Source organism: Sorangium sp. So ce302, assembly GCF_051530145.1.
GTDB lineage: Bacteria > Myxococcota_A > Polyangia > Polyangiales > Polyangiaceae > Sorangium > Sorangium cellulosum_B.
Genome location: NZ_CP150326.1, coordinates 1548529 through 1566710, shown reverse-complemented (window position 1 = coordinate 1566710; position 18182 = coordinate 1548529). Strand labels below are relative to the sequence as shown.

The 18182-nt window shown below is 73.0% G+C and carries 12 protein-coding genes; 3 read left to right on the top strand and 9 right to left on the bottom strand.

The window, feature by feature from the left end:
* Positions 1-6: 6 nt before the first annotated feature.
* The 6 genes from WME73_RS05970 to WME73_RS05945 form a co-directional block, all read right to left on the bottom strand.
* Positions 7-1323, bottom strand: a complete 1317-nt coding sequence (locus WME73_RS05970; protein ID WP_437915051.1) for a glycosyltransferase — start codon at positions 1321-1323, stop codon at positions 7-9.
* A gap of 57 nt (positions 1324-1380) precedes the next feature.
* Positions 1381-2559 carry a glycosyltransferase family 4 protein gene (locus WME73_RS05965; protein ID WP_437915050.1) on the bottom strand — a complete coding sequence of 393 codons (1179 nt, stop codon included), beginning with the start codon at positions 2557-2559 and terminating at the stop codon, positions 1381-1383.
* Entirely contained in the window at positions 2556-5171 is a 2616-nt protein-coding gene (locus WME73_RS05960) for an MMPL family transporter (RefSeq protein ID WP_437915049.1), read from the bottom strand. The genes WME73_RS05965 and WME73_RS05960 overlap by 4 nt, the downstream gene beginning before the upstream one ends.
* Positions 5172-5261: 90 nt before the next feature.
* Complete coding sequence (locus WME73_RS05955) at positions 5262-6851, bottom strand: glycosyltransferase (RefSeq protein WP_437744519.1); 1590 nt, start codon at positions 6849-6851, stop codon at positions 5262-5264.
* Positions 6852-7110: 259 nt separating this feature from the next.
* Entirely contained in the window at positions 7111-8106 is a 996-nt protein-coding gene (locus WME73_RS05950) for a glycosyltransferase family protein (protein ID WP_437744518.1), read from the bottom strand.
* Positions 8107-8112: 6 nt separating this feature from the next.
* Positions 8113-8262, bottom strand: coding sequence for a hypothetical protein (locus WME73_RS05945; RefSeq protein WP_437915048.1), 150 nt, complete (start codon positions 8260-8262; stop codon positions 8113-8115).
* Positions 8263-8659: 397 nt separating this feature from the next.
* On the opposite strand from WME73_RS05945, the gene WME73_RS05940 reads away from it, so the two are divergent.
* Positions 8660-10168: a serine/threonine-protein kinase gene (locus tag WME73_RS05940; protein ID WP_437867402.1), complete on the top strand. Its 1509-nt coding sequence runs from the start codon at positions 8660-8662 to the stop codon at positions 10166-10168.
* Between the two features lie 28 nt (positions 10169-10196).
* Here the strand turns inward: WME73_RS05940 and WME73_RS05935 are convergent, their stop codons facing one another.
* The 3 genes from WME73_RS05935 to WME73_RS05925 form a co-directional block, all read right to left on the bottom strand.
* Positions 10197-11525: a glycosyltransferase family 4 protein gene (locus WME73_RS05935; RefSeq protein ID WP_437915047.1), complete on the bottom strand. Its 1329-nt coding sequence runs from the start codon at positions 11523-11525 to the stop codon at positions 10197-10199.
* A 280-nt stretch (positions 11526-11805) separates the two neighbouring features.
* Positions 11806-13833 carry an SBBP repeat-containing protein gene (locus WME73_RS05930; RefSeq protein WP_437915046.1) on the bottom strand — a complete coding sequence of 676 codons (2028 nt, stop codon included), beginning with the start codon at positions 13831-13833 and terminating at the stop codon, positions 11806-11808.
* A 1-nt stretch (position 13834) separates the two neighbouring features.
* Positions 13835-14779, bottom strand: coding sequence for a hypothetical protein (locus tag WME73_RS05925; protein ID WP_437915045.1), 945 nt, complete (start codon positions 14777-14779; stop codon positions 13835-13837).
* Positions 14780-15057: 278 nt separating this feature from the next.
* Between WME73_RS05925 and WME73_RS05920 the strand changes: the two genes are divergently transcribed.
* Together WME73_RS05920 and WME73_RS05915 are read left to right on the top strand one after the other, a co-directional pair.
* On the top strand, positions 15058-16794 hold the full coding sequence (locus tag WME73_RS05920) for a DUF1592 domain-containing protein (RefSeq protein ID WP_437915044.1): 1737 nt from the start codon (positions 15058-15060) through the stop codon (positions 16792-16794).
* Positions 16794-18176 (top strand): DUF1552 domain-containing protein, encoded by a 1383-nt coding sequence (locus tag WME73_RS05915; RefSeq protein ID WP_437915043.1) that lies wholly within the window; start codon positions 16794-16796, stop codon positions 18174-18176. The genes WME73_RS05920 and WME73_RS05915 overlap by 1 nt, the downstream gene beginning before the upstream one ends.
* Positions 18177-18182: the final 6 nt, after the last annotated feature.

Sequence of the window (18182 nt, the reverse complement as noted above, 5' to 3'; positions counted from 1 at the left end):
CCATGTTCAAGCAGGCTGGCGGGCGCTACGCGCGGTCGCGTCGGTGATGACGCGGTCCAGGATCGCGGCGACGCTGGCCGCGGCCGCCTCGGACGACAGCTCCGCGGGCGGAGGCGCCGGGACCGGCAGCGCGCCCGTCTCCCGGAAGCGCGCGAGGTGACGCGCGAGCGCGGCGGCGATGCCGTCCGCGTCGTCCGGCGCGACGCGCGCGTTGTCGCTCCGGTACGAGAGGAGCTCTTCGATCTCGCGGTTCGCGGTCACGCTGACGACGGGCATCCCCGACGCGGCGTAGTCGTAGGTCTTGGCCGAGACGCGCAGCACGACGTGGGGGCTGAGCATCGCGAGCAGCACGTGCGCCCGCCTGAGCTCGCCGAGCACGTCGCGCTGCGGGACCGGGGGGAGCGCCTCGATGTACGGCGTGAGCCCCATGCGCTCGAAGCAGGCGCGATCGTGGTCGGACATCCGGCCGATCTGCCGGAGGACGACGTCCTCGGGCGCGAGCCGCTCGCGGTCGATGAACCGCCGCAGCGCGGCGCCTATCTGGTCCGCCGAGGCCTCCTCGCGGATCGTGCCGAGGTGGAGCACGACGAAGCGGCGGGGCGGCTCCGGCACGGGCGGCGGCGCGTACAGCGCGAGATCGAAGTGGTTGCGCACGAACGAGGACTTCGACGAGAGCTCGGGGAAGCGCGCGCGGTAGGCCTCGAGCGCGGCCCGCGTGTTGAAGATCACGTGGTCGGCGCCCTCGAGCCAGCGACGCTCCAGGCGCGGGACGATGGCGCGCCGGGCCCGCTCGGCCAGGCCGGACGGCGGCCCGCTCCCCGTCTCGTGCAGCGAGTACGGGTCGCGCATGTCGAGGACGAGCGGCACGCCGAGCGTCCGCTTCACGTGGAGGCCGACCGGGCAGGCCGAGTACGGCCCGGCGCTCACCACGACGGCCCGCGCGCCGGTGCGGCGGGCCAGGGCCACGGCCGCGCGCGCCCCGCGCGGCGCGTGCGCGATCCAGCGGTCGGTGATCGCCTGGAACGGGCGGAGCCCGACGAGCGGCCCCGCGCGCCCCGCGGGGAGCGGCGCCCGCGCGCGGAGGGCGCGCAGCGCGGCGCCCGCGGCGAGGACGGTCGGATCGAGGTACTCGTCGAAGACCTCGACCTCGGGCGGCAGCGCGGCGAGCAACCCGTCGTCGCGCGGATCCTCTGGAAAGGTCCCCGACAGGACGGCGACGCGGAAGCCGTGGCGCGGCAGGTGCCGCGCGAGCTTCACCCAGCGGAAGGCGCCGACGCTCGTCTGGGGCGCGAAGGCGGGGGAGATCAGCAGGAAGGGGCGCACGATCGATCCTCTCGCGTCCTCTCGCGTCCTCTCGCGGGCAAGCTGGCGTCCACGACGTCAGCCCTCGCCGCGCTCGCCGCGCTCGAGCAGGTCCGCGTAGAGCGCGAACAGCGCTTCGAAGTGCTCGTCGCTCGTGGGCAGCCGCTCCCCCGCGGCCCGCGCCGCCGCGACGCGCTCCTCCCGCGGGCGCGCGAGCACCCGCTCGATCGCGGCGGCCACCTCGCCCGGCGAGGCGCGCGGCGCGTACACCTCGGCGGCGCCGGGCTGCACGAAATCCAGCGCGGCGCCGGCGGCCGGGACGACGAGCGGCAGGCCCGAGCACAGCGCCTCGCCCAGCACGAAGCCGAACGTCTCGGCGGCGCCCCCGTGGACGAAGACGTCGGCGCTGGCGTGCAGCGCGGCGTAGGTGGCGCGGTCCTTGGCGAAGCCGAGGAAGGTCACCTGCGGAAGGGCGGCCGCGCGGCGCTCGAGCCGCGCCCGCTCGGGCCCGTCGCCCAGCACCGCGAGGGCGACCGGGCGCCGCGCCGCGAGCTCCCGCGCGGCGTCGATCACGAGCGCGACCCGCTTCTCGACGGCCAGCCGGCACGCGACGAGGAGCAGCGCAGCCGAGGGCTCGTCCGCGAACCGGCCGAGCAGGCCGCGGCGCAGCGCCGCGTCCGCGCGGGAGGGGTCGAAGTCGCCGCGCTTCACGCCGAAGGTGACGCGGTGGACGCGCTCGCAGCCGTGGCTGCGGAGCTGCTCCGCGATGAACGTCCCGGGGGCGATCGTGGCGTCGAACCGCCGCGACAGCGCGCGCGGCCAGGCGAACAGCGCGCCCTCGAGCGCCCGGGCGACCGCGCGCGGGCGCACCCGGTCGAGCAGCGGCGCCGCGTAGGTGCTGATCTGATCCGAGTGGTACACGAGCGTGCGGAGCGGGACCTCGCGGGCGCTCGCCGCGACGAGCGCGGCCGTGTACGGCGCGCTCGCCTGCACCACGTCCGGCGCCTCGCGGCGGATGATCGCCCGCGCCGCGCCGAGCCGGAGGAGCGCGTGGTAGGTCGGGTCGTACGGCATCGGCGGGCCGGCCACCCGCACGATGCGGCCCCCCTCGAGCGGCACCACCTCGTCGCGCGGCCCGGGCGCCACGACGACGATCTCGTGGCCGCGCCGGCTCCCCTGGCGCACGAGCTCCTCCAGGTACGACCGCACGCCGCCCCCGCGGGACGAGAAGAACTCCGCGACGTCGAGGATCTTCACGAATGGTTGCTCCCGCGCAGGAGGAGGCCGCCCTTCCACGAGCGCCGCATCCGCGCCGAGCGGTTCATGACGTGGAGCAGCGCCGGGAGGAACAGGAGCGCGCACACGACGCACGCCACCTCGCCGCTGACCGCGACCCAGCCGAACGAGTTCAGCGCCTGGTTGTCGGCGAAGATGAGCGACCCGTAGCCCAGCACGGTCGTGTAGCTGCAGAGGGCCACGGGGCCGGCCGAGCGCTTGACCGCGAGCGACACATCGCCGCCGAGCAGCCGCGCGCGATCGAAGACGTTGAAGGGGTACTCGCAGCCGATGCCGAACGTGATCGGGAGCGCGATGAAGTTCAGGAAGTTGATCTTGACGTCGAGCGCCGCCATGGCGGTGGCCGTCGCGAGCACGCCGAGCACGAGGGACAGGAGGACCGCGAGCGCGCCCGCCATGCTGCCCGTCGCGAGCACCACGACGGCCGTGACCGCGAGGAGCGAGGCGGCCGTCGCCAGCGGGCCGTCGCGCTCCATCGACCGGATCATCTCGGCGAAGACCGTCGGCCTGCTCGCCGTGACGACGTGGGTCCCGTCAGGGAGGACCACGTTGCCGGTCGTGTCGGCCATCCGCAGGAGGTTCCTGCCGTTCGAGAACGAGACGTTGTTCTTGTACTTCACGTAGAACACCGTCCCCACGACGCCGTTGTTCTCCTCGAACCTGCGGCGGATGAGGTCGGGCAGGTCCTTCGGGCCGATGACGCGAAGCGTCTCCGGCGGCTTCATGCTGAGGACGCGCTCCCGCTCCTCGGGGCGCAGGGCCTTCAGCACCCGCGGGGTCAGCCGGTCCCGGATGCGCTCCAGGATCTCGATCTTCCGCCGCTGCTCCTCGGCCGTGCCGGGGAGGGCGTCGGCGACCGTCGCGACGTCGGCCACGAGCTGGCCCTGCGGATCCTTCGCGTCGTTCGCCAGGATCTGCGCCTTGATGGCCGGCACCTGCTCGGGGGTGTCCGCGAGCATCATCGCGCCGGCGACGTTCATCTTCCCGCCGAAGACCTCGGACGCCTTGAGCGACCAGCTCCCCGCGCCCTTCTCCCGCGAGCTCTTCGAGCCGAGGCGCGCGAAGTTGTACTCCCAGGGATCCCGGATGTACGCGGGGAGCTTCCACGCGGCGAGCGCGACGATGACCGGGGCGACCGCGAGGAACGCGAGCGGCCACCGCGACGTCACGCGCGCGAGCGCCCGCGCGCCGGGCCCGGAGGCGCCCTCGTCCGAGACGCGCGGCGCCGGATCGCGCATCCAGCGCGGGAGCCTCGCCTGGATGCGCTCGATCGCGACGAGCGTCGCGGGCACGAGCGGCACGATGGACGCCCACACCATGAACATCCCGACGAAGCCGATCGTGCCGAACTGGCTGAACCCGCGGAAGTGCGTGATCGTGAGCGATCCGTAGGCGATCGCCGCCACGCTCGCCCCGACGAGCTCGGCGCGGAACGCGTTGATGACCGCCTCGCGCCGCGCCTCGTCCGCGGGCATGCCGCGCGCGCGGAAGTCGCGGTACCTCGACAGGAGCACGATCGGGTAATTGACCCCGTTGCCGACGATGATCGCCCCGAGGAAGGCGCCGACCGTGTTGACGTAGCCGTAGGTCAGGGTCGCGAACGCGTACCCCGCGCTGGCGCCGAGGGCCGTGGGGAGCAGGATCACCACGAGCGACCAGGGCGAGCGGTAGTAGATCATCACGCCGCCGACGATCAGCACGAGCGCGATGGCGGTGGCCCACACCGCCTCGCTGACGAGCGACTTCTGCTCGGCGATGGCGTTCGGGATGTCGCCCGCGTACCCGACCTGCATGGCCGGGTGGAACGCCGCGGGATCGAGGCGCGAGACGAGCGCGGTCACCTGGTCGAGGAGCTCCGCCGCGCGGCGATCGCCCATCCCGGCGCTGCGCGAGACGATGCGGAGCGCGACCATGCGCCCGTCGGGCGTGGCGAAGTAGCCGCTCGGGAACTCGTCGATCTTCTTCAGGCGCCGCTGGAGCTCCTGCCAGGTCTCATCGAGCGACAGCCCCTTCTGGGCCGGCGCCGGCGTCGCCGCCGCGCCCGCGTCACCGCCGGGCGCCCCGGAAGCCTCCAGATCCTCGATGAGGCCGCTCCGCAGCGCGAGCTCCAGCTCGATCGCCTCGTCCGCCGCCTCGAGCTCGCGGACGCTCGCGTAGAGCCACTTGTTCGCGTCGAAGAAGCTGCGGACCTCCTTCGTGCCGGACTCCACGTAGCGGATGAGCGCCGGCGGCCCGCACGCCGCCCGGCAGGCGTCGTCGCCGCACGCCGCGGCGCAGGCCGCGCGCTTCCGGAGAGGCTCGTTCAGCTGCTCCGCGAGCGCGTCGATGAACCGCTCGTTCGCGCCGCGATCCGGCGACTCGGCGATGACGATGAGCTGCGCTCCACCGTCCACGCGCCGGGCCTGACGCTCGTAGGCCTGGAACGCCGGGCTGTCGCTCGGCAGGAGCTCGCGGAGCTCCGTGCGCAGCTCGAGCCGCGACGCGTACCCCCATAGCCCTGCCATGGAGAGGAGGGCGAGCGCGATGACGAGCCAGGGACGGCGCCCGCTGATATCGACGAGCGCACCGATCATCCTGAGGAGCATTCGAAGGACACCTCGAAACCGGGAACACCTCGAAGCGGCCGCGTGCGGGCCGTCTTCGGGCCGGTCTTACCACGCGCGCTAGGCGCAGAACGACGGCTGGATCCCCTTGGGCCGCGGCGCCGCCGCGGGGCGCAGGTGGCCGAACGCGAAGAGGCCGCCGGTGAAGCCCATCCAGGTGCGGAAGTGCCGGAAAGTCTCCAGCCACTGGAGCGCCTTCGGCCCGTCGACGAGCGGGCGCAGGTTGGATTGCCTCGCGTGCTCGCGCGCGTGCGCGAACGCGTTCGCGAGCATGCGCTGCACGACGAGGGGCGAGGACCGCTCGCGCGCCCGCTGCGCGGCCGCGTTTCCGAGCCGCGCGGCGGCGAGCGGGTCGCGCGTGAGCGCGAGCACGGCCTTGCCGTACGCGGCGTTCGCGCTCTCCTCGGCGATCGGCCCGCGGCCCGGGTCGATCAGCAGGCCGTTGTGGCCGCTCTGGATCTGCGAGCTCACGCCCATGCCGTCGGCGAACGCGACCGTCGGGGAGCCGCACCAGAGCGCCTCGCTGAGCACGTTTCCGAACGTCTCGCTCAGCGAGGCGTGCAGGAAGAGGTTCGCGTGCCGGTAGTAGTCCGAGATCTGGCTGTACGGCACCTCGCCCGTGAAGATGACCCGGCGCGCGACGCCCAGCTCACGCGCGAGCGCCGCGTACGCCACGCTGTCCGGCCCGTCGCCGACGAGCGTGAGCGTCGCCTGCGGCTCGTGCGGGGCGATGTGCTCGGCGAAGATGCGGATCAGCCGGTGCTGCGACTTCTCCCGGGTGTGGCGGCCCGCGCAGACGAGGCGGGGGCCGCGCGGGTCGAGCCCGCGCTCCTCGAGCAGCTGCACGTAGGGGTCGGGGCCGAGCGGGCGCTCGAACACGTCCTCGGGGACCATCCGCGGGATGACGTGGATGGGCACCGTCACGCCCCGTTCGCGCCAGTAATCGCGAAGGCCCTCGCTCAGCACGACGAGGCCGTCTCCCTGGTTGTACAGGTCCACGAAGAGCCGCTCCATCGGCGCGCGCAGCGTCTTGTGGAGCACCGTGTGGACCGCGCCGATCCGGGAGACCCGCTCCGGCAGGAGCACGTCGTACGCGGCCGCGAGGTGCGTCGTGTTCACGCAGAGCAGCGGGATGCCGCGCATCTTGCGCAGCCAGATGCCGAACTCGACGAGCAGGGTCGTGGTCTGCGCAAAGCAGATGTCAAAATCCCACCGCATCGGATCGAGCACCGAGGATCCCACGGGGATGGGCAGGTGCACCCCCGGGTAGGTGCGCAGCGGCAGGCTGGGCAAGGCGACGGTGCCGGGAGGGACCTCGTCGGCCGAGGCATCCGGATCCCGAGGTCCGATCAGTGTTGCCTGGTGACCACAGGTGTTGAGCGCGCGATACAGGGCCCGCGTCTGGAAGACCGCGCCATTCGCGTAAGGAATGCGCGTGAAATCGCTGAGGATGGCGACCTTGAGCGGCCGCCCGTTGGCGCCGGAGAGGGCAGCGAAGGGATTCTCTGGAATGGCCGCTTGCACCCTGACGGAGGAGAGCCCTCCCCGCGCGGGTCCCGTCGACGGCGTGGGACGCGCCGGCGCGATCGCCTCGTGCGGCGCGCGATCGCTCCGGTGGTCGCTGAGCGGCAGAATTGCATCCATCGTCATCTTCGTTGCTCCTGGAGAAGCGGCGCGAACCGTGGTCGATGGCCGACCGAGGCGCGCAGCGTGACGGGCGGTAGGGCGCTCGTGTCGCGCCCGCGACAGCCGTGTCACGCTGCGGCCGCGAGCGCTGCCTGCTGCTCGGCACAGCAGCCATTCCTCGTCGGCCAATCGGCCTGTCGGCAGTGGGCGTAATTAGCAAAGCTCATGCCGCTTGCGTCGACTTCGGCCACGGTGCGAGGTGCGAACGTCGCGATGCACCTCGTCACGAGGCGCCCGCGCACGCCTCCTCCAGCAGGGTGAGCACGGCGGAAGGCGCGCTCGGCAGCGCGCGCTCCAGGTCGATGCGAGCGAAGTCGGCGGCGCGGCAGCGATCGAAGAAGCGCGCCACGACGTCCGGCGAGAGCGCCGCGAGCGAGCTCGCGACGGCGACGCCGGCCCGCTCGGCGAGGAGCGCGTTGAGCGTCTGCTCGTTGTGGCGGTCGTCGTAGAGCGCGAGCACGGGCTTGCCGGCGAGCACGCACTCGGCGAGGACGTTGCTGCCGGCGGTGGTCACGACCGCCGACGCGCCCTCGAGGTGACCGAGGAACGCGCCCGGATCGAAGGGGCGCGCCTCGACGCCGGGCACGTCGAGGCCCGGGTCGCCGAACGCGATGACGCGCCGGCCGTCGCGCGCGACGAGATCGAGCACGCGGCGCGCGTCGCACTCGCTGAAGTAGCAGACGACGGCCCCGGGCTCGCCGGCGCGCGCGGGGGCGAGCCGGCGCTCGGGCCGCGCGACGAGGGTGCCCGGCGTCTCCGGCTCGATCGGCAGGAAGTGGACGGCGACCGCGCGGCGCGCCCGGCTGGAGGCCCAGGTCGTGCGCCGGCACGCGAGCACCCGCAGCCTCGGCAGCCCCTCGGGCAGGCGGCAGCGCGAGAAGACGAGATCGTGGCCGAGCGCGACGGCGGGGATCCCGAGCGCGCGCGCGGCGAGCAGCGACGGGACGTCGCCGTCGCTCACGATGGCGTCGGGCCGGAAGCCCGCCTGCTCGACGATCTCCTTCGCCAGGCGGCGCGGGAGCTCGATCACGCCCGCGAGCCCGCGGTGGATCGGCCGCACGAGGCGGTGCTCCGGGAGCGCGCCGAGCAGGTCCGCCGCCTGGCCGCCGCCGTAGATCCGGAGCTCGTGGCCGCGCTCGCGGAGGGCTCCCACGATCGGGAGCGCGCGGCTCGCGTGCCCGCGCCCGCGCCCGTGGACGTAGTAGCCGATCTTCGCCACGGGCCGTCAGCGCACCGGCGCGCCGCAGCAGCCGCGCGCGCGAGAGAGGGCCCGTCCCAGGATCGCGCGCGGGCCCATGGCCGCCCGCGCGGGGGCCGCGCCGGCGAGCACGCCATTGCGGACCGCGATGATCACGAGCGCACGTCTCTGCTTCATCCCATTTCCCCGCGGATCGCCGCCGAGATCGCCGCCATGGCGGCGGTCTCGGAGCGAGCGCGGAGCGCCTCTACAACGAACGCCCCGCCGGCGGAACCCCGGAGGCGCGCTCGCCGCGCCGCGCCCGGGCGGCGCCCGCGTGGTGCGTACGACGTGGGCAACGCGTACGACGTGTGTGATGCGCGCGATGCGCGCCACACGTACGTTGCGTGCGACACGTGCGATGCGTCATTTCTCGCTCCTCCCGACGGGCGACGTGCGCTTTGACTCCGCGCCAGCGCAGGGCTCCAATGGCCTGCGATACGGCCCGCGCCGCACCATGACCGCCTCGAGCAGCTTCCATTCGACGGGATCCCAGGGACCTCGAGGCGTCAGCTCGGCGGACGAGCGCCGCGCGATGGCGCGGGGCCTCCCCACGGCGCTCGTGACCTGGCCCACGTTCGCGGCGCTCGACGTGTTCGTGGTGCTCGCCGTGTTTCCGAGCGCCTCGGTCACCCGGCTGCTGCTCTACCGGCTGCTCGGCGAGGTCATCCTGCTCTGGCTGTACCTCCTCGCCCGGCGCGAGCAGACCTCGGCCGAGCTCCTCGACGCGGCGCACGTCTTCGCGGTGTGGAGCACGGGGGGGCTCATCTCCGTGATGGCGCTGGAGTTCGGGGATCTGACCTGGAACTACATGCACGGGCTGTCGATCGTGATGCTCGTCGACGCGACGATCCTGCCCACGCACTTCTCGCGATCGCTCCGGATGACGATCCCGGTGGCGCTCAGCTTCCCCATCATCATGGGCGCGGGGGCGTCCCTCGACCCGGCGCTGGCTGCGCAGTGGACGTCGCCGCGGTCGCTCGTGATCTTCGCCTGCAATTACATCTTCGTGCTCGCCACCGCGATCCTGGTGTCGGCGGCGAGCCACGGCCTCTGGTCGGCGCGCCAGCAGGTCTACGAGGCCCGCAAGCTCGGCCGCTACCGGCTCGTGGCGCCGGTCGGTCGGGGCGGGCAGAACGAGGTGTGGCTCGCCTGGGACGAGTCGCTCCGCCGCGACGTGGCGCTGAAGCTGCTCCGCAGCGAGAGCAAGTCCGAGGGCGACGTGCGCAGCTTCGAGCGCGAGGCGCGCGCGACGAGCCGGCTCACGTCGCCGCACACGATCCGGATCTTCGATTTCGGCGCGAGCAGCGACGGCATCTTCTACATCGCGATGGAGCACCTGGCCGGCGCCGACCTGGCCACCCTGGTGCGCGATCACGGCCCGATGCCGCCCTCCCGGGTCGTCCACTTCGCGCGGCAGGCCTGCCTCTCGCTGGCGGAGGCGCACGACGCGGGCGTCATCCACCGCGACATCAAGCCCCACAACCTCTACATCACGCGCGTGGGGGACGAGCACGACGTGCTCAAGGTGCTCGACTTCGGGATCGCGAAGCAGGTGAGCCTGGAGGGAGACGCGAGCATGACGGACGTCGGCGTGATCAAGGGAACGCCGACGTACATGTCCCCGGAGATGATCTCGGCCGGCGCCGTGGACGCCCGGAGCGACATCTACTCGCTCGGGGTCACGCTCTATTACCTGCTGACGGGCGTGGCCCCCTTCGACGGCCGGAGCTTCGGCAAGCTCGTCTACTCACACCTGACGATGCCGCCGATCCCGCCGTCGCTGCGCGCGCCCTGGCCGCTGTCGTCGGAGCTGGAAGAGGTGGTGATGCGGTGCCTCGCCAAGCGGCCAGGCGACCGTTACCAGAGCGCGCGCGAGCTGCTCGCCGCGCTCGACGCATGCGAGCCGGCGCCAGCGTGGACGCCGGACGACGCAAGGAGCTTCTGGACGGCGCGCGCCGCGATGCCGCGCGCCGAGCCGCCGCCCCCGGATCCCGGCCCCACCGTTCGCCTGCGGCCAGAAAAGGCCGTGCCCGTGGCCTGAGGCGGGGCCAGGGCGAGCGCGCCGCCCTTCAGGCCTGGCCGACCCCGAGCTGCGCGCCGTCGGGGAACCGCCGCGAGGGGGGCGGCGCCCGTCGCACGGACGCAGGGGGTTGCGCATCCGCCTGGAGCGCGGGGCCCTCGTCGATCACGGGCATGCGCAGCGGCGCGGGCGCGGGCGCGGGCGCTGGCGAGCGCCGCTCGCTCCGCGCCAGGACGAGCGTGTCGTGGAGCGCGCGAGCGCTCTCGTCCCACCCCTTGCACCCGGCGAGCGCCGAGATCCGCTCGGGATCGTAGGGCGCGTGCGCCGCGCGCGCCATGGCGCCGGCCAGGGCGGGGAGATCGCCGGGCGAGACGAGCTCGCCGAGCTCGGGGCCAGTGATCACGTCGGGGATGCCCCCGACCCGCGTCGCGACCACCCGGCGGCCCGACGCGAGCGACTCGATCACGACGTTGGGCGTGCCCTCGTGATGGCTCGGCAGGACGAGCGCATCGCAGGCGGCGACCCAGCGCGCCACCTCGTGGTGCGGCAGGCGACCGGTCATCAGGACGCGCCCGCCGAGCCGCGCCGCCGCCGACCTGCAGGCCTGCTCGTCCGCGCCGCTCCCGACCAGCGCGAGGTCGATGTCGGGGTGCGCGGCGGCGATGCGCTCGAACGCGGCGATCGCGTCGAGCGCGCCCTTGTCGCGGAGCAGGTGGCCGACGTAGAGCAGCAGCCGGCGCTCCGCGGGGCGGCCCAGGGCGGCGCGGGCCTCGCCCCGGTCGCGCGGGTAGAACAGGCCGCGATCGACGCCGTTCATGACGACATCGATGCGGTCGCGCCGGACGCCGAGCGCGTGCACCCCCTCGGCCAGCTGCTTGCTCACGGCGACAACGCGGGTCGCGCGCTGGAGACCCCACTCGAGCGAGGGCCTGACCGCCGGTTGCTGCGAGAGCACGTCGACGTCCGAGCCGTGCACCTTGACGACCGCCGGGACGCCGAGCAGCTCCGCGAGGCACACCGCGGCGAATCCGTCCGGATAGGCGAACGAGCCGACGATGACGTCCGGCGCCGGGCGGTGGCGCGCCAGCTCGAAGAGCATGGACGCCGCATAGAGCGGGCCATTGAGATACGGCGCCACCTTGGGCACGTAGAGGAATCGCGGGTGGCGCACCGGCAACCCCTCGATCACGTCCTCGCGAGGCGCGTCGCTCGACATGGACCACCGGGAGAACCTGGAAGCCCCCGGAAACCAGGGGATCGTCGCGAAGACGTCGATGTCGCAATACCTCGAGAGCGCGGAGAACTGCCGCCGGTTGAACGGCGCATGTCCCGGGTTCGTCGCGTTCGGGAAGATCTTGGTGATAAGCAGGACGCGCATACCTCTGCTCCTTCGGACTCGCCCGCTCGGCTCGACGGAAATCCTCCGATCAGCGGAGCATCTCGCCGCGCGGTCGAGCGGTGTCGAGCAGAGAACATGCCACTGCGAGAAAGCTGGAAACGAGGCAAGGAATGGGAGCAACGTGCCCAGACGAGCGATGAATGATCAGCCATGCCGCCCCAGCGAGACAAATTGCCACGCGCCGGGGTGACCTCGGCAGACGAGGTGGGCAAACAGCGCGCAGCGCCGCCGAGCGCGGCATTTGCAACGAGAACGGTATTTATAAAGAGAGCTTCGCGACGAACGCGTCGCCCTGGCCTGCGCTCGAGAGCACCCCTTGACCGAAGTTGATGGCGCCGTAGAAACGGCCGGCGATCAGCACGCTCGCGCCTGAGCCCGCCGCCACGTCGAGTCCGACCTGCGTCTGGACGTCGCCGAACAGCTTGCTGAACACGTGTTCGCCCGAGGCGCCGAGCTTGGCCAGGTACACATCGGTCTTGCCTCGGCTCGTCAGCGGCCCTCCGCCGAAGTCCGCCGAGCCGAACAGCGGCCCCGCGAGCAGGAGATTGCCGGCGGAGTCCACCGCGACGCTCGCGCGCGCCCCGGTCTCGAAATCGGTGAGCAGCTGGTCCTCGTCGTCGCCGAAGCGCCGGCTCATGAGGTGCGCGCCGGCGCCGGAGAGCCTGGCGACGAACAGATCCCGCCCGCCGGCGCTCACCATCGGCTCGCCGCCGAGGTCGATGGTCGACGCGAACGTGCCCGTGAGCGCCACGTCGCCCGTCGCCTGGTGGACCGCGACGTCGTGGGCCTCGTCCGCCTCGGCGCCGCCGAACCGGGCGCTCCAGACGTGGTCGCCGGAAGGACGGAGCTTGGCGAGGAAGATGTCGGAGAGGCCGGCGCTCACGAGCTGCGCGCCGCCGAGATCGATGGATCCATCGAAATACCCCGCGACGACCAGGTTGCCGTCGGCGTCGACCGCGATCCCGTGGGCGTAGTCGTCGCCTTCGCCGCCGGCGCGCAGGGCGAGGAGCGTCCGGCCGTCGTCCGAGGCGAGGCGCAGCACGAAGGCGTCGCGCATGCCCGCGCTCGTGAGCTCGCCGGCGCCGAAGTCGACGGCGCCGTGGTAGCCGCCCGCCACGAGGACGTTGCCCGCCGCGTCGACGGCGATGCGGTCGCAGCGATCCGCGCCGGATCCGCCGAAGATCCTGCTCCAGATGTGCTCGCCGCCGCCGCCCAGCTTGACGACGAAGACGTCGTCGCTCCCGTGCGACGCGAGCTCGCCGCCGCCGAGATCGACGCGGCCGAAGGCGCGGCCCGCCACGAGGACGCTGCCCGCCGCGTCGACCGCGAGCGCCATCGCGAACTGGTTGCCGTCGCCCGGGAACAGCTTGCTCCAGACGTGCGCGCCGAACCTGTCGAACTTCGCCACGAAGGCGTCCGTGCCGGTGGCCGTGAGCGGGCCGCCGCCGAGATCGACGGTCCCCTCCAGCTGGCCGGCCACGATCACGTTGCCGTCCGCGTCGAACGCGACGGATCGGGCGTACTGGCCGGTCGCGTCGCCGAAGCCGCGGCTCCACACGTCCTCGCAGGCGGGCGTCGCGCCGTCGCAGTCCTCGTCGTCGGGCGTGTCGCACGCGTCGAACGCCGGCAGGACCTCCCCCATGCACGGGCCCCACGACGTGCCCTCCGCGTTGCAGACGCGCGTGCCGGCCGCGCAGCGCCCGACGCCGTCCGTCCCCCCCGGGCCCGTGTAACACGCCTCCTGCGCGCTGGGCGTGCACACGCAGCCGGGACAGCCGCAGTCGAGGCCGCTGCACGCGGCCGGCGTGAGCTCCGCGATCCAGGCGGCGACACACGCGATCTCCTCGGACGAGTACGGGGCCCCCCCGAGCGGCATGCGCGCGCCGCACGAAGGCGCGTCGGTGAGCCGCACGTAGAGCGCGCTCTCCTCCGGCCGATCGGGGTCGGCGAGCACGCCGGCGCAGCTCGTGGCCGGGCGGCCGGCGACGCGATCGCCGACGCCGAGCGTGACGAGGTCGAGGCCGGCCGCGGGCTCGCCCGGCCCGTGGCAGCTCGCGCCGCCGCACCGCTCGGCGAACACCGCGGGCACGTCGGCGCACGCGGCCTGCGGGCCGCCGCCGCCGCCGTGCCGCCGGTCGAACCGCTCCTGATCATCGATCGTCCCCGGACACCCCGCGAGCAGCGACAAGGCCGGAGCGACGAGCGCCGCCGCCGTCGCCGCCGTCGCCGCCGTGAAGCGCCCGCCGCGACGGGCAGACCCGGCGCGCGCCGCGCGCGCTGAGCGCACCTCACTCCCCATGATAAGCCACCCCCAGATGAACGCTGAAGAGCTGGTCGAGCGCCCCGCCAGCGATGTACGTGTCCTCTGGCTCGGAGTCGAAGTCGTAGAAGAACCGCGCGTACGACGCGCCGGCGCGCGCCTCGAGCCCCGGCGCGAACGGGGCGGCGACCGCGACGCGGAGATCGACGCCTCCGGCGCTCGGCGCGCGGAAATGAGACGCGAGGGCTCCCATCGAGAGAGGCGCCTGGACCCCTCCCCCGGCCTCCAGCGCGACCGGGCCGACCGGCAATCGCCCGTCCACCCCCACGCGCAAGGCGACGTAAGACACCGACGCGGCGTCGCGCGACGGGTCGCCCGTCGACTCGATATCGAAGTCGGTCCAGCGGAGTCCGCCGCCCGCGAACAGGACCGGCCCGTCCTGCCCGGCGAGGCGGTAACGGCCCCGGAGGCCGGCGTGGAGCCGGCTCCACGAGGTCGATACGCTCGCTCCGCCGGCGCCCTCCGAGTCGAGGCCGAGGGCGCGAGCGTACGAGAGCTCGACACCGAGGTCGCGGAGCACCGGGACGGCGCTTCGCGCGAACGGGTACAGCTCGCCCCGGAGGGACGGCATGGGCACGCCCAGCACCTCGTAGGTGCGGAGGTTGTCGGAGAGCAGATCGCTATAGGACAGCGTACGACCCGCGATCTCGAGATCGACACCCGCGCTGAAGAGCGCGGTCCCCGCGGCGGGCGGGCGGGCGCCTTCATCGCGCTCGGCGCGATCGGCGCTGGACGCCGCGCTGGGATCGGCGAGCGCCGAGCCTGGCGAAAGGAGCGCCAGGAGCATCGACAGCATCGACAGCGCCGAGAGCGCCGCGCCGAGCGGCGCGGCCGCAGGAGAGCGGCGCGCGCGGCGCCGCGGCGCCCGAGGAGAGAGACGAGAGACAGGACAGGCGAGCGTTCGCCTTTGCATTGGGCGCGAGCATAGTCGCTCCGTACACCGCAGGTCGAGCCGCCTTCGAAGGCCGGAGTCCGCGGCAACGCCGTAAGACACGCGCACACGGGATGATCACATCGGCCCCGTGCTCCCACTTGATTCGGCCGCTCCGAGCGCGGCTGCTATCCGGGAGCGACGGTTTGCCATACGCTCCTTGAAGATGGCGAGATGGCGCGCCACGCACACGGCCGCGCCGCGCGCGCTGCACGGAGGGGAACGCGCCGTGCCCTGCTCGCGCTCGCCGACGAGGCACCATGGCTGAACCAAGAGCTCTCCGCTGGCCCATCGGCCTGCTCCTCCTCGCCTCCTGCTCAGGGCAGTTCGGCGATCTCCCCGCGAACGACGACGACGACGACGGCGAGGCGACGGCACCGCTCTGCGCCTCCATCGAGCCAGGCGAGTCGCCGCTCCGCCGCATGACACGGGTGGAGTACGACAATACGATACTCGATCTCCTCGGCGACGACAGCCGCCCTGCGAGGGGCTTCGTGCCCGAGGAGGAGTCGCTCGGCTTCAACAACCAGGCGGCGGCGCTCGTGGTGAGCCCGCTGCTCGCGGAGCAGTACATGACCGCCGCCGAGGGCATCGCGGCGCGCGCGGCGGGCAAGCTGCTCGGCGAGGCGCCCTCGTGCCGCGGGGCCGCGGCGGGCGCCGCGTGCCGCGGCGAGATCACGGCGCTCATCGCGTCGCTCGGCAAGCGGGCGTTCCGCCGGCCCCTCGCCGAGGACGAGGTCGCCGAGCTCGCGGCGCTCTTCGACCGCGGGCTCGGCCTCGGGGACACGCCCGACGACGCGTCGACCGGCCTCTCGCTCGTCGTCCAGGCGATGCTCCAGTCGCCGCACTTCCTCTACCGCGTCGAGCTCGGCATGCCGGATCCGGTGGAGGGCGACGTCGTGCCGCTCACCTCGTACGAGATCGCCTCGCGGCTCTCGTACCTGCTCTGGGGCACGATGCCCGACGACGCGCTCTTCGCGGCCGCCGAGGAGGGGGCGCTCGGCACCGCCGCGGAGATCGCGGCGCAGGCGCGGCGCATGCTGGACGATCCGCGGGCGCGCGAGGCCGCGAAGAACTTCCACCGCCAGTGGCTCGGGCTCTCGAAGATCGACGAGATCGCCGCGGGCGGGAGGGATCCGGAGCTCTACCCCGAGTACCGGGACGAGCTCCTGCCGCTGTTCCAGGCCGAGACCGAGGCGTTCCTGGATCACGCGATCTTCGAGGAGGACGCGAGCGTGAGCACGCTGTTCACGGCGTCCTATTCGATGATGAACCGGGAGCTCGCCGACCTCTACGGCGTCGAGGGAGGCCCGAAGGGCGAGGCGTTCGAGCGGGTGGAGCTCGATCCGTCGCAGCGCGCCGGCTTCCTGACGCACGCCGGGCTGCTCTCGCTCTACGCGAAGCCGAACCGGTCCTCGCCGGTGCACCGCGGCCGGTTCGTGCGCCAGAGCCTGCTCTGCCAGATCCCGCCGCCGCCGCCGGACGTGGTCCCGGAGCCGCCGATGGTCGACCGGACGAAGACGACGCGCGAGCAGTTCTCGCAGCACGTGTCCGACCCGGGCTGCAGGAGCTGCCACACGCTGCTCGACCCGATCGGGTTCGGCTTCGAGCACTACGACGCGCTCGGCCGCTGGCGGGACGCCGAGAACGGCATCCCGGTCGACGCCAGCGGCGAGCTCACGCAGACCGACATCGACGGGCCGTTCGACGGGGCGGTCGAGCTCGCGCGGCGGCTCGCGGAGAGCGAGCAGGTGCGCGCGTGCGTCGTGAAGCAGTGGTTCCGCTTCGGTTATGGCCGCGCCGAGCAGCGCGAGGACGCCTGCAGCCTCTCGCAGGCGACGGAGGCGTTCGAGGCGTCCCGGTACAACATCAGGGCGCTGCTCGTGGCGCTCACCCAGACCGACGCGTTCCGCTACCGGCGCGCGATCAACGTCGGAGGCAACGTGGGAGACGACGCAGGGGGCGCCTCGGAGAGCGCCCCGGGAGGAGAGCCGTGATGAAGCCGTACCGACTCAGCCGCCGCGCCGTGCTCAGGGGCCTCGGCGGCGCGGCGCTCGCGCTGCCGTTCCTCGAGGCAATGGGCTGCTCGAAGCGGCTCGCGCCGGCGTCGGAGCAGACGGGGCGGGCCGCGTTCGGGCTCGAGTTCCCGAAGCGGTTCATCGTGCTCTACACGCCGAACGGGACCGTCCCGCCGGACTTCTGGCCGTCGTCCTCGACGTTCCAGGACGGCGAGGAGCTGTCGCCCATCCTGGCGCCGCTCAAGGACCACAACAGGGATCTGCTGGTCCTCGGCAACGTGAGCGCGCTGTCGGCGCTGACGGGGCCGGGCGACGCGCACCAGAAGGGCACGGGGCAGTGCCTGACCGCGCGCGCGATGCAGGAGGGCGACTTCCCCGGCGACGCCGGGCTGTCGTGCGGCTGGGCCGACGGCATCTCGCTCGACCAGGAGATCGCGAACCACATCGGCACGAAGACCAAGTTCCTCTCGCTCGAGCTCGGCGTGCTCGTCTACGGGGCGACCGTGGGCGCGCGCCTCGCGTACCGCGGGCCGGCGCAGCCGCTGCCGCCGGAGAACAGCCCGTACGCCGCGTTCGACCGGCTCTTCTCCGACCTGTCGGTCGCGCCCGCCGACGCGACGCGGAAGACCGAGCAGCGCAGGGCGGTGCTCGGCAAGGTGGCCTCGGACTACGACCGGCTGCGCAAGCGGCTGGGCGCCGCGGATCGGCTGAAGCTCGACGGGCACCTCGCGTCGGTGGAGGACATCGCGTCGCGCCTCGATCGCGGCTCGGCGCCGACCTCGCCGGCGTGCGCCGCGCCGGCGCTGACGCCGGATCTCGACGTCGACAAGGTCGCCAGCATGCCGGAGCTCTGCCGGCTCCAGCTGGATCTCATCGCGATGTCCCTCGCCTGCGATCTGACGCGGGTCGCGAGCCTGCACTTCACGAACTCCGCGACGACCAAGGTGCTGAGCTTCCTCGGGCCGGACATCACCGAGGGCCACCACCCGATGGCGCACAACGGCTACGCCGATCAGGTGAACCGCGAGCGGCTCACCAGGATCAGCCGCTTCTACGCCGAGCAGCTCGCGTACCTGATCGCCAGGCTGAAGAGCATGCCGGAGGGCGACGGCACGGTCTTCGACAACACGGTGATCTTCTGGACCAACGAGCACGCGGACGGCAATCACCTGCGCAAGAACATCCCTTATGTCGTCGCCGGGAGCGCAGGAGGTCATTTCAAGACGGGCCGATACGTCGTCCAGCAGAAGGAGGTCGCGCACAACGACCTGCTCCTGTCGCTGCTCCACGCGATGGGCATCGAGGCCGACACGTTCGGCGACCCGGACTTCTGCACAGGACCGCTGGTAGGGATGATCTGACGGCGG